This window comes from Dryocola sharpae (genome assembly GCF_051307055.1).
Classification (GTDB): domain Bacteria; phylum Pseudomonadota; class Gammaproteobacteria; order Enterobacterales; family Enterobacteriaceae; genus Dryocola.
Genome location: NZ_CP149994.1, coordinates 3,810,611 through 3,822,889, shown reverse-complemented (window position 1 = coordinate 3,822,889; position 12,279 = coordinate 3,810,611). Strand labels below are relative to the sequence as shown.

Here is a 12,279-nt window from a genome sequence, read left to right as displayed (position 1 = left end):
TGATGTTTTTGTCGTTTGTGGGCGCCTGCCTTACGCCACGTTCTGCTCTTCCGCATCCGGCAGCTTCGGCGCCAGCGGGTTCGGCTTATTGTCGATACGCGTCACCAGCAGCTGATCGATACGGTAGTTATCAATATCCACCACCTCAAACTTATAGCCGGAGAACTTCACCGAATCGGTGCGCTTCGGGATTTTACGCAGCATAAACATCATAAAGCCGCCGATGGTTTCGTAGTTGCCGGACTGCGGGAATTCGTCGATATCCAGCACGCGCATCACGTCGTCAATCGGCGTACCGCCTTCAACCAGCCATGAGTTCTCGTCACGCGCGACGATCTGCTCTTCCATGCCCTGGCCCACAAGGTCGCCCATTAGCGTGGTCATAACGTCGTTCAGCGTAATAATGCCGACCACCAGCGCGTATTCGTTCATGATCACCGCAAAGTCTTCGCCCGCCGTTTTGAAGCTTTCCAGCGCTTCGGAAAGGGTCAGCGTATCCGGCACAATCAGCGTATTGCGCAGGTGTACGCCGCTGTTCAGCGCCATGCTTTGGTTGCCCAGCACGCGGTTCAGCAGCTCTTTAGAATCCACGTAGCCGACGATATGGTCGATATCCCCGTTACACACCAGAAATTTGGAATGCGGATGTTCGGCGATTTTGTTCTTCAGGCTCTGCTCTTCTTCGTGCAGATCGAACCAGATAATGTTCTCGCGCGAGGTCATGGACGACGGCACGGTACGGGATTCCAGCTCAAACACGTTTTCAATCAGCTCGTGCTCCTGCTTGCGCAGCACGCCTGCCAGCGCACCGGCTTCAAATACCGCGTAGACATCGTCGGAGGTGATGTCGTCGTTACGCACCATCGGCAGTTTGAAAATGCGGAAAATGACGTTTGCCAGGCCGTTGAAGCACCACACCAGCGGACGGAAGATAAACAGGCAGAAGCGCATCGGGTTGATGATTCGCAAAGCAACAGATTCAGGCGAAATCATACCGATGCGTTTCGGGGTGAGGTCGGCAAACAGGATGAACAGGCTGGTAACAAGGGTAAAAGAGATAATAAAACTAAGCTGGTCGGCCATTTCCGGCGAGAAGAATCGCTGCAGAATATTTTTAAACGCCGGGGAAAATGCCGCGTCACCGACAATACCGCCCAGAATCGCAACCGCATTCAGGCCAATCTGCACTACGGTAAAGAACATGCCGGGACTTTCCTGCATATGCAGCACGCGTTGCGCGTTAACGTTGCCCTCATCGGCCAGCAGCTTGAGTTTGATTTTGCGGGAAGCGGCCAGCGAGATCTCGGAAATAGAAAAGAACGCACTGACGGAGATAAGAAGAAGTATCACTAAAATACTGTTTAACATAATTTATCCGGCCTTTGAGACCAGATCCTCGGAAGGGAAAGTTGAAAATTCATGGGGTCATACATAAAAAATGCGGGCTGCTTTCGTAAGCAAGCCTGCAATTTCAACGCGTAGTATAGCTTAAGGGCGGGATGGGCTGCCAGAGGGCAAAAATTGGCCTTTATAGCGCTACTTAGCTTCCTTTGATTTCGCCTTTTCTTTCATCCGTTGTAGAAAAGCATCTTTTTCCCAGGTTTGCGCAACGCCGCTATCTACGCCTTCAGCAATCAGGTTGCGTAACTGCTGTAACTTCGACGTAGCTTGCTTCTCACGGAGCAGCCTTAACGCATCCCGTAAAACTTCGCTTTGGGTCCGGTAATCTCCTGAAGAAACAAGCGAATCAATAAATTCTCTTAGCTCATCGCCAGGATCTACCGTCATTGTTCTGGCCATAAGATCTTCACTTTGTAAGATTTATTCTTACGTGAATTATAAAAAGAGGGCCCTCAGTTTGCCAGCAGGGCGGATAAGCCTGCGCCATCCGCCACAACAAATTAACCCTGCGGCGGCAGGCAAACCCCAATCCCGCCGATAGCGCAGTAGCCGTACGGATTTTTATGCAGATACTGCTGATGATCGTCCTCGGCGTAGTAGAACGGCCCGGCGTTGGCGATTTCGGTGGTGACCTGGCGTTTATCGCCGGCCAGCGCCATGGCATCCTGGAAGCGCTGCAGGCTGGCACGTGCCGCTTCGTCTTGTTCCGGGGTCAGAGGATAAATGCCGGAGCGATACTGTGTGCCCACGTCGCCGCCCTGGCGCATGCCCTGAGCCGGGTCGTGATTTTCCCAGAACACCTGCAGAAGCTGCTCGTAGCTTACTACTTTCGGGTTGTAAACCACGCGCACCGCTTCGGTATGGCCGGTCTGGCCCGTGCACACTTCCCGATAGGTAGGATTCGGCGTGTAGCCGCCAGTGTAACCCGCGGCGGTGCTGTAGACGCCGGGAATTCGCCAGAACAAACGTTCAACGCCCCAGAAACAGCCCATCGCAAAATAAGCGATTTCCATGCCATCTGGTACATTGGTCATGGAATGTTCGTTAACGGCGTGCAGGGTGGCAACCGGCATCGGGGTGTTGCGGCCTGGTAAGGCTTCGGACTGCGCAACGGGATGGGTTTTCTCAAATAATTTCATCGGTTTTTAATCTCCCGATATCGGCAAAAGAGGCGACAACCGTCGGGCGGTTGTAACGAGGCGTGTAATTGCAGACAATAACCACGCTTTATGAGACTACAGTACATAGAAGAATTATTTGGGTCTTTGAGCAGTTTTCAACCCCGAATGTTGGGGTTTTGTTAAACCGCGGAGCGGTACAGTAGTTGCCGATCGGGGTGGGGACAAGGATATTCAGGAGAAAACGTGCCAAGAATCCGTATTTTATGTCTGGCGAGTTTATGCCTGGCAAGCACGTGCGCCGGCGCTGCCAGCGTGCGATTACAGGTCGAAGGACTCACGGGGGAGCTGCGCAAAAACGTTCGCGCGCACCTTTCTACCATTCAAAGTGACGAAGTGACGCCGGATCGACGTTTTCAGGCCCGCGTGGATGACGCCATCCGCGACGGGCTAAAGGCGCTTGGCTACTATGAGCCAACCATCAATTTCGACCTGCTTGCGCCGCCGCCAAAGGGCCGCCAGGTGCTGAAGGTGGAGGTTGAAGCCGGTCCGCCGGTGCTGATAGGCGGCACAGATGTCATTCTGCGGGGAGGCGCGCGCGACGACCAGGATTTCCTCAGCCTGCTGCGCAATCGTCCAAAGAACGGCACCATCCTCAATCATGGCGATTACGAAAAGTTTAAGAAGAGCCTGACTAACGTCTCGCTGCGTAAAGGGTACTTCGACAGCGAATTTAAAAAGCACGAGCTTGGCGTTTCGCTTGAGCGCCGCCAGGCGTTCTGGGATATCGATTACGACAGCGGACAGCGCTATCGTTTTGGCGATGTCACCTTCGAAGGCTCACAAATCCGCGACGAGTACCTGCAAAATCTGGTGCCGTTTAAAGAGGGCGACTATTACCAGTCGCGTGACCTGGCTGAGCTGAACCGTCGTTTATCCGCCACGGGCTGGTTTAGCTCCGTGGTAGTGGCGCCAGAATTCGATAAGGCTCGCAAAACTAAAATCTTACCGCTGCACGGCGTAGTCTCGCCGCGTATCGAAAACACCATCGAAACCGGCGTGGGTTATTCCACCGACGTTGGTCCGCGAGTGAAAGCCACGTGGAAAAAACCCTGGGTTAACTCTTACGGCCACAGCTTTACCACCAGCACCAGCCTTTCAGCGCCTGAACAGGTGCTGGATTTCAGCTATAAAGTTCCGCTGCTAAAAAGTCCGCTGGAGCAATACTATTTGCTGCAGGGCGGCTTTAAACGTACTGACCTGAACGATACCGAGGCAGACTCCACAACGCTCGCCGTTTCGCGCTACTGGGATCTGACAAGCGGCTGGCAGCGCGCTGTTAGCCTGCGCTGGAGCCTCGATCACTTTACTCAGGCAGACGTCACCAATACCACCATGCTTCTTTATCCGGGCCTGAGCCTCAACCGCACCCGCTCACGCGGCGGGCTGATGCCGACCTGGGGCGATTCGCAGCGCTATTCCATTGATTACTCCAACACCCTGTGGGGATCGGATGTCGACTTCGTTGTGCTACAGGCGCAGAACGTCTGGATCCGCAGCCTGTTCGAAAAACATCGCTTCGTAGCGCGCGGCAATCTGGGCTGGATTGAAACCAATGATTTTGAACGCGTCCCGCCGGATCTGCGCTTCTTCGCGGGCGGCGACCGCAGTATTCGCGGCTACTCCTACAAATCTATCTCGCCTGAAAATGAAGACGGCAAGCTGACCGGCGCGTCAAAACTCGCCACCGGCTCGCTGGAATATCAGTACAACGTCAGCGGTAAATGGTGGGGGGCGGCTTTCATCGATGCGGGCGAAGCGGTAAACGATATCAAACAGAGCAACTTTAAAACCGGCGCGGGCGTAGGCGTGCGCTGGCAGTCGCCTGTCGGCCCCATCAAACTCGATTTTGCAGTGCCGGTGGGGGATAAAGACGAGCACGGATTACAGTTTTACATCGGTCTGGGGCCTGAACTATGAGTCGCTGGAAAAAAATAAGCCTCGCGGTGCTGGTTGTTGTTTTACTCCTGACTGGCGCGGTGGGTTTCCTTGTGGGAACAACCACCGGCCTGCACGTGTTGTTTAAGGCGGCAAATCGCTGGGTGCCGGGGCTGGAAATTGGCAGCGTCACGGGCGGCTGGCGCAGCCTGACCATTAAAAATCTGCGCTACCAGCAGCCGGGCGTGGACGTTAACGCAGGGGAAGTTAACCTTGCCGTGAAGCTCGCCTGCCTGCGCGACAGCAGCATCTGCGTGAATAATTTCTCGCTTAAAGATGTCGATGTGGTGGTGAACACTAAAAAAATGCCGCCTTCCGCGCCTGCTGAAGAAGAAGACAGCGGCCCGCTCGATCTCACCACGCCGTATCCCATAACGCTTAGTCGCGTTGCGCTTAATAACGTCAACATCAAAATCGACAACACCACCGTATCGGTGATGGAGTTCACCTCGGGCCTGAACTGGCAGGAGCGTAATCTGACGCTGACGCCAACGAACCTGGAAGGTTTGCTGATTGCGCTGCCAAAGGTGGCGAAAGTCGCTCAGGAAGAGGTGGTTGAACCGAAGATAAATAATCCGCAGCCGGAAGAGCCGCCGCTGGGCGAGACGCTCAAGAAGCTTTTTGAAAATCCTGTTCTGCCGGAGATGACGGATGTGCATCTGCCGTTAAACCTGAATATTCAGGAGTTTCGCGGCGCCAACCTTCGTCTGACGGGCGATACGGATCTGCTGGTCAGCAGCCTGCTGCTTAAGGTCAGCAGCATCGACGGCAACGTGAAGCTGGACGCGCTGGACGTGGACTCTTCTCAGGGCCTGGTTAACGCCTCGGGCAGCGCGGTGCTGCGCGATAAATGGCCGGTCGATCTGACGCTTAACACCACGCTGAATATCGATCCCGTTAAAGGCGAGAAGGTGAAAATGAAGATCGGCGGGGAGCTGCGGGACGTGCTGAAAGTGGGCATGAATCTCTCAGGTCCGGTGGATCTGGAACTCACCGCGCAAACCCAGCTTGCCGAGGCGGGCCTGCCGCTCAATCTTGAAATCGTCAGCAAACAGCTTTACTGGCCGTTTACCGGCGAGAAAGAGTACCAGGCCGATGATGTGAAGCTGAAATTTAGCGGCAAAATGACGGATTACGCGCTCTCGTTCCGCACGGCGGTAAAAGGCGCGCAGATCCCGCCCGCCACTATTACGCTGGACGGTAAAGGCAACGAGCAGCAGCTCAATCTCGATAAGCTAAGCATCGCGGCGCTTGAAGGCCATACCGACCTGAAAGCCGTGCTCGACTGGAGCAAAGCGATTAGCTGGCGCGGCGAGCTGAAGCTCGACGGCATCAACACCGCGAAACAGTACCCGGACTGGCCTGCGAAGCTTGACGGCTTCGCGAAAACCAGCGGCAGCCTTTACGGCGGAAGCTGGCAGGTGGACGTGCCGGAGCTGAAGCTCGCCGGTAACGTGAAGCAAAACAAAGTGAGCGTTGCCGGGAAGCTGAAAGGCAACAGCTACATGCAGTGGAACATTCCGGGTCTGCATCTGGAGCTTGGCCGCAACAGCGCCGATGTGAAAGGGGAGCTGGGGCCGAAAGCGCTGGCGCTGGATGCTAATATCAACGCGCCGAATCTGGACAACGCGCTGCCCGGTCTTGGCGGCACCGCGAAAGGAACGCTTAAGGTCCGCGGCGATGTGAAAGCACCGCAGCTGCTTGCCGATTTCACCGCGAACGGCCTGCGCTGGCAGGAGCTTTCCATCGCACGCGTGCTGCTGAAGGGCGATGTGAAATCCACCGACCAAATCGGCGGCAACCTGAATCTGCGCGTGGAACGCATCGCGCAGCCTGGCGTGAATATCAGCCTCGCCACGCTGGAAGCGAAAGGTAATGAGAAACAGCATCAGCTCCAGCTGCGCATTCAGGGCGAGCCGGTTTCCGGACAGCTTAACCTCAGCGGTGGCTTCGATCGTGCTGAAGAGCGCTGGCGTGGCAACCTCTCGGATACCCGATTTGAAACCCCGGTCGGTCCGTGGCGCCTGAATCGAGCCATTGCGCTGGATTACCGCAACAAAGAGCAGAAAATCAGCATCGGGCCGCACTGCTGGAATAACCCGAACGCTGAGCTGTGCGTTCCGCAAACTATCGATGCCGGCGCGAAAGGGCGTGCGGTGGTAAACCTCAACCGCTTCGACCTTGCCATGCTGAAACCCTTTATGCCCGAAACCACGCAGGCGAGCGGAACGTTCAGCGGGCGTGCTGACGTAAGCTGGGACAGCGAAGCCGGTGGTTTACCGCAGGGTCAGATAACGCTAAATGGTCGCGGCGTGAAGGTGACGCAGGAGATCGATCATAATCCGCTGCCGGTCTCATTCGACACGCTGAACCTCAGCGCAGAGCTGAAAAACAACCGCGCCCAGCTTGGCTGGCTGATGCGCGTGGCGAACAACGGCCAGTTCGACGGGCAGGTGCAAATTACCGATCCGCAAGGCCGTCGTAACCTTGCCGGCAACGTCAATATGCGCGGCTTCGATCTCGCTATCGCCAACGCTATTTTCTCTCGTGGAGAAAAGGCAGCCGGTAAGCTCAACGCCAATCTGCGGCTGGGCGGCAATCTGGAAAGGCCGCAGATCTTTGGACAGCTGCAGCTAAACGGCGTGGATATCGACGCCAACTTTATGCCGTTTGATATGCAGCCAAGCCAGGCGGCTATGAACTTCAACGGCATGAGTTCAACGCTAGTCGGCACGGTGCGCACCAGGCAGGGAGATATCGCCCTGAGCGGCGATGCGGACTGGGCGCAGCTCGACAACTGGCGCGCGCGCGTGGCGGCCAAAGGCAACAAAGTACGGATCACCGTGCCGCCCATGGTGCGGCTGGACGTCTCGCCGGACATTGTATTTGTTGCCACGCCAAGCCTGTTCACGCTGGACGGCAGCGTCGATATCCCGTGGGCGCGTATCGTCGTTCATGAAGTGCCGGAAAGCTCGGTGGGCGTCTCCAGCGATGAAGTGATGCTGGATAAAAACCTCAGGCCGGAGAAGCCGCAAACCGCAGGCATTCCGATCAACAGTAACCTGATTATCCATGTCGGCAACAACGTGCGTATGGACGCGTTTGGGCTTAAGGCGCGTCTGAGCGGCGATCTGAAAATGGTGCAGGATCGCCAGGGGCTGGGTCTTAACGGCCAGATTAATATCCCGGAAGGACGCTACCATGCCTATGGTCAGGATTTGATCGTACGTAAAGGCGAGCTGTTGTTCTCCGGTCCGCCGGATCAGCCGCTGCTGAATATCGAGGCGATTCGTAATCCTGAAGCGACCGAAAATGACGTTATTGCCGGTCTTCGCGTCACGGGAATGGCCGATGAACCGAAAGCTGAGATATTTTCGGATCCCGCCATGTCGCAGCAGGAAGCCTTGTCCTACCTGCTTCGCGGGCAGGGTCTGGACTCTACGGGCGATGACGGCAACGCATTAACCTCCGCGCTTGTTGGTCTGGGGGTTGCACAGAGTGGGCAGGTTGTGGGTAAAATCGGCGAGACGTTTGGCGTAAGCAATCTGGCACTGGATACCGCAGGGGTAGGAGACTCTTCCCAGGTGGTGGTCAGCGGCTATGTACTGCCGGGTCTCCAGGTGAAATATGGCGTGGGTATTTTTGATTCGTTAGCGACCCTGACGCTGCGTTATCGCCTGATGCCTAAGCTATATCTGGAAGCGGTGTCTGGCATAGATCAGGCACTTGATGTGCTCTATCAGTTTGAGTTTTGAGCTATGCGAATTTTTGTTTACGGCAGTTTACGACGCAAGCAAGGCAACAGCCACTGGATGACTAACGCCCAGTGGCTGGGCGATCATACACAGGTTGACTATGTGCTCTACAGTCTCGGCCACTATCCGGGCGCGGTGCCGGGTGATGGAGCAGTACAGGGCGAAGTCTACCGTATTGATGCCTCCACGCTCGCCGAACTGGATGCTCTGCGATCTAAGGGCGGCGAGTATAAACGCCAGCTTATTCAGACGGCTTACGGCAGCGCATGGATGTACGTTTATCAACGTCCTGTGGAGGGATTAACCCGTATCGTTAGCGGTAACTGGCTGGATAAAGAGCGGTACTAAGTTATCTGTTAGTCGGGTCGTCGGGGAAAATGCCATATGCCTGCGACGAACCCAATTTTATCTATAAAAAAACACCGCCATCCGGCGGTGTTTTCACATTCTTAAGCTGCGGAAAGGCTTACTTTTTAGCCGCGCGCTCGAAGGAAGCAACGATTTCCGCTTTAGCGGCTTCGGCGTTGTCCCAGCCTTCAATTTTCACCCATTTGCCTTTCTCCAGCGCCTTATACTGCTCGAAGAAGTGGGAGATCTGCGCTTTCAGCAGCTCCGGCAGGTCGTTCACATCTTTGATGTGATCGTATTCTTTGCTCAGTTTGGTGTGCGGAACCGCAACCAGTTTGGCATCTTCACCGGCTTCGTCGGTCATTTTCAGTACGCCAACCGGACGGCAGCGAATCACGGAACCCGGCTGCAGCGGGTAAGGCGTCGGGACCAGTACGTCAACGGGGTCACCGTCTAAAGAGAGGGTGTGGTTGATATAACCGTAGTTGCACGGATAGAACATCGCGGTAGACATGAAACGGTCAACGAACAGCGCGCCGGTCTCTTTATCAATTTCATATTTGATAGGGTCAGCGTTCGCCGGGATTTCAATAACAACGTAGATGTCTTCTGGCAGATCTTTGCCCGCAGGGACGTTGAGTAAGCTCATGTCTGTTTCCTTTAAACTGGTGTCATTCAAGTGCCAGGTATTATAGCTAACTGGCTTTAAATGTCCTGAAATCTTTTCTCGCAGCTTTACCATCTGGTCCACTTTTAGCGTGTTCCGGCGGTGGAATTATCCATAAAGGCAGCCGCTTTATTTATAAATTAGTGTAAGCGGTTACAAGTGAGAAAAGGGAAGCGCTTCAGGTATAAAAAAATCTTTATGTTTCATCTCCGATGTAACCGCCGCATCAATAGCCTTTACGCGGTATCAGTCCCGACAGGGTGATTAACATTTTTGCTACTTCTTCGAATTGTGATGTAACTCATTCTGTTACATCTCAGGTCGGCTATAGTTGCTCGCGAAGGCCAGATTTTAACCAACAATAACCCTACGAGGATGCACCTATGTGGAAGCGCTTACTTTTGGTCTCTGCAGTCTCCGCAGCAATGTCGTCTATGGCCATTGCTGCTCCATTAACCGTTGGCTTTTCGCAGGTGGGTTCTGAATCCGGCTGGCGCGCGGCAGAAACTTCAGTTGCAAAGAGCGAGGCCGAGAAACGTGGTATCACGCTGAAAATCGCCGATGGACAGCAAAAGCAGGAAAACCAGATTAAAGCCGTACGCTCGTTTATCGCCCAGGGCGTGGACGCGATCTTTATTGCCCCAATCGTTGCCACGGGCTGGGAACCGGTGCTGCAGGAAGCAAAAGAAGCCAAAATCCCAGTCTTCCTGCTCGACCGTAATATCGACGTTAAAGACAAATCGCTCTACATGACCGTCGTCACCGCTAATAACGTGCTGGAAGGCCAGCTGATTGGCGAATGGCTGCTAAAAGAGCTGAACGGCAAACAATGTAACGTGGTTGAACTGCAGGGCACGGTGGGTGCTAGCGTGGCCATCGATCGTAAGAAAGGCTTTGCCGATGCCATCTCTAAAGCGTCCAACGTGAAAATCATCCGCTCTCAGTCCGGCGACTTTACCCGCAGTAAAGGTAAAGAGGTCATGGAAAGCTTTATCAAGGCTGAGAACAACGGCAAAAACATCTGCATGGTCTACGCGCATAACGACGACATGGCGATCGGCGCCATCCAGGCCATCAAAGAGGCGGGCCTGAAACCAGGTAAAGATATCCTCACCGGTTCAATTGACGGCGTGCCGGATATCTACAAAGCGATGATGGACGGCGAAGCCAACGCCAGCGTAGAACTGACGCCGAATATGGCCGGACCTGCGTTTGACGCCCTTGAGAAATTCAAAAAAGACGGCACCATGCCGGAAAAAGTCACCATCACCAAATCCACCCTTTACCTGCCTGATACGGCTAAAGAAGAGTTAGAGAAGAAAAAATCGATGGGTTATTAAGTCGTCCCTGACCTGAGGGAGAGGAGTATGTAGGGCGGATAAGCGTAGCGCCATCCGCCATTCAGAGCGCGGCCCGCCGTGAACAGCAACGGTTGATGGCGCTGCTGCTTATCCACCCTACATTTGTACGCTGAGGAGTTCGTTAATGAACGCAAACAATCAGGAAATTCTGCGCACGGAAGGCCTTAGCAAACATTTCCCCGGCGTTAAAGCGCTCGATAAAGTGGACTTTAGCTTACGGCGCGGAGAAATTATGGCGCTGCTTGGGGAAAACGGCGCCGGGAAATCAACGTTAATCAAGGCGTTGACCGGCGTTTATCAGCGTGACAGCGGCAATATTTACCTGGAAGGCGAATCTGTTTCGCCCAAAAATACCGCCGATGCCCAGCGGCTCGGCATAGGTACGGTTTATCAGGAAGTGAATTTACTGCCCAATATGTCAGTGGCAGATAATCTTTTTATTGGTCGTGAGCCGCGCCGTTTTGGCCTGTTGCGCCGCAAAGAAATGGAAAAACGCGCCGCCACCCTGATGGAATCTTACGGCTTCTCGCTGGACGTAGCCGAACCCCTTAACCGTTATTCCGTAGCGATGCAGCAAATCGTCGCCATCTGCCGCGCCATCGATCTGTCGGCTAAGGTGCTGATCCTCGATGAGCCTACCGCCAGTCTGGATACCAAAGAAGTCGAAATGCTTTTCACCCTGATGCGGCAGCTGCGCGATCAGGGCGTCAGTTTGATCTTCGTCACCCACTTCCTCGATCAGGTTTATGAGGTGAGCGACAGGATCACGGTCCTGCGTAACGGAGCCTTTGTGGGCACCCGTGAGACAAAAGATCTGCCGCAGATCGAGCTGGTGAAGATGATGCTGGGACGCGAGCTGGAGACGAACGCGTTGCAGCGCGCCGGACGTACATTGCTGAGTGAAAAACCTGTCGCGGCGTTTAAAGGTTTTGGTAAGAAAGGCGTGATCAATCCGTTCGATCTTGAGGTGCGGCCAGGCGAAATCGTCGGGCTTGCCGGACTGCTGGGATCGGGAAGAACCGAAACCGCGGAAGTGATCTTTGGCATTAAGCCCGCCGACAGCGGCAGCGCGACGATCAAAGGCAAACCGCAAACGCTGCGTTCGCCGCATAAGGCCTCGACGCTGGGCATCGGCTTCTGCCCGGAAGATCGCAAAACCGACGGTATTATTGCCGCCGCCTCGGTACGCGAAAACATCATTCTGGCATTGCAGGCGCAACGCGGCTGGTTGCGGCCCATTCCTAAGCGCGAGCAGTACCAGATAGCCGAAAGGTTTATCCGCCAGCTTGGCATCCGCACGCCTGGCCCCGATCAGCCGATTGAATTTCTCTCCGGCGGCAATCAGCAGAAGGTTCTGCTTTCGCGCTGGCTGCTGACCAAACCGCAGTTTCTGATCCTCGATGAGCCAACGCGAGGCATCGACGTAGGCGCGCACGCGGAAATTATCCGCCTGATAGAAACGCTCTGCGCCGACGGTCTGGCGCTGCTGGTTATCTCCTCTGAACTGGAGGAGCTGGTAGGTTACGCGGATCGCGTGGTGATCATGCGCGACAGGCAGCAGGTTGCGGAGATCCCGCTCGAAGCGCTCTCCGTTTCGGCCATTATGAATGCCATTGCGGCATAAGGAGTAA

9 protein-coding genes are annotated in these 12,279 nt (G+C 54.9%); 5 read left to right on the top strand and 4 right to left on the bottom strand.

What is annotated here, in order from left to right:
* Positions 1 to 30: 30 nt before the first annotated feature.
* The 3 genes from WLO31_RS18215 to msrA all read right to left on the bottom strand — a co-directional run bounded on the left by WLO31_RS18215 (position 31) and on the right by msrA (position 2,540).
* On the bottom strand, positions 31 to 1,368 hold the full coding sequence (locus WLO31_RS18215) for a hemolysin family protein (RefSeq protein WP_435928019.1): 1,338 nt from the start codon (positions 1,366 to 1,368) through the stop codon (positions 31 to 33).
* Positions 1,369 to 1,536: 168 nt separating this feature from the next.
* Entirely contained in the window at positions 1,537 to 1,800 is a 264-nt protein-coding gene (locus WLO31_RS18210) for a type II toxin-antitoxin system ParD family antitoxin (protein ID WP_435928017.1), read from the bottom strand.
* 101 nt (positions 1,801 to 1,901) lie between these two features.
* Entirely contained in the window at positions 1,902 to 2,540 is a 639-nt protein-coding gene (msrA, locus tag WLO31_RS18205; RefSeq protein WP_435928016.1) for a peptide-methionine (S)-S-oxide reductase MsrA, read from the bottom strand.
* Positions 2,541 to 2,765: 225 nt separating this feature from the next.
* Here msrA and tamA point away from each other — a divergent pair, with 225 nt between their 5' ends.
* From tamA to WLO31_RS18190, 3 genes are read left to right on the top strand one after another with little or no spacing between them, the layout of a single operon-like run.
* A complete protein-coding gene (gene tamA / locus WLO31_RS18200; protein WP_435928015.1) occupies positions 2,766 to 4,499 on the top strand; it encodes an autotransporter assembly complex protein TamA in 1,734 nt (577 codons plus the stop codon).
* On the top strand, positions 4,496 to 8,272 hold the full coding sequence (tamB, locus tag WLO31_RS18195; protein ID WP_435928014.1) for an autotransporter assembly complex protein TamB: 3,777 nt from the start codon (positions 4,496 to 4,498) through the stop codon (positions 8,270 to 8,272). The genes tamA and tamB overlap by 4 nt, the downstream gene beginning before the upstream one ends.
* Positions 8,273 to 8,275: 3 nt before the next feature.
* On the top strand, positions 8,276 to 8,620 hold the full coding sequence (locus WLO31_RS18190; protein WP_435928013.1) for a gamma-glutamylcyclotransferase family protein: 345 nt from the start codon (positions 8,276 to 8,278) through the stop codon (positions 8,618 to 8,620).
* A 118-nt stretch (positions 8,621 to 8,738) separates the two neighbouring features.
* Here the strand turns inward: WLO31_RS18190 and ppa are convergent, their stop codons facing one another.
* Positions 8,739 to 9,269: an inorganic diphosphatase gene (gene ppa, locus WLO31_RS18185; RefSeq protein WP_435928012.1), complete on the bottom strand. Its 531-nt coding sequence runs from the start codon at positions 9,267 to 9,269 to the stop codon at positions 8,739 to 8,741.
* A gap of 401 nt (positions 9,270 to 9,670) precedes the next feature.
* On the opposite strand from ppa, the gene ytfQ reads away from it, so the two are divergent.
* Both ytfQ and ytfR read left to right on the top strand, forming a co-directional pair.
* Positions 9,671 to 10,627, top strand: a complete 957-nt coding sequence (gene ytfQ / locus WLO31_RS18180; RefSeq protein WP_435928011.1) for a galactofuranose ABC transporter, galactofuranose-binding protein YtfQ — start codon at positions 9,671 to 9,673, stop codon at positions 10,625 to 10,627.
* A gap of 145 nt (positions 10,628 to 10,772) precedes the next feature.
* A complete protein-coding gene (gene ytfR, locus WLO31_RS18175; protein ID WP_435928010.1) occupies positions 10,773 to 12,272 on the top strand; it encodes a galactofuranose ABC transporter, ATP-binding protein YtfR in 1,500 nt (499 codons plus the stop codon).
* The last annotated feature ends 7 nt before the right edge of the window (positions 12,273 to 12,279 follow it).

Bases quoted from the DNA above. Each gene is read 5' to 3' on its own strand.
- WLO31_RS18215 (WP_435928019.1), bottom strand. From the start codon at position 1,368: ATGTTAAACAGTATTTTAGTGATACTTCTTCTTATCTCCGTCAGTGCG.
- WLO31_RS18210 (WP_435928017.1), bottom strand. From the start codon at position 1,800: ATGGCCAGAACAATGACGGTAGATCCTGGCGATGAGCTAAGAGAATTT.
- msrA (WP_435928016.1), bottom strand. From the start codon at position 2,540: ATGAAATTATTTGAGAAAACCCATCCCGTTGCGCAGTCCGAAGCCTTA.
- tamB (WP_435928014.1), top strand. From the start codon at position 4,496: ATGAGTCGCTGGAAAAAAATAAGCCTCGCGGTGCTGGTTGTTGTTTTA.
- WLO31_RS18190 (WP_435928013.1), top strand. From the start codon at position 8,276: ATGCGAATTTTTGTTTACGGCAGTTTACGACGCAAGCAAGGCAACAGC.
- ppa (WP_435928012.1), bottom strand. From the start codon at position 9,269: ATGAGCTTACTCAACGTCCCTGCGGGCAAAGATCTGCCAGAAGACATC.
- ytfQ (WP_435928011.1), top strand. From the start codon at position 9,671: ATGTGGAAGCGCTTACTTTTGGTCTCTGCAGTCTCCGCAGCAATGTCG.
- ytfR (WP_435928010.1), top strand. From the start codon at position 10,773: ATGAACGCAAACAATCAGGAAATTCTGCGCACGGAAGGCCTTAGCAAA.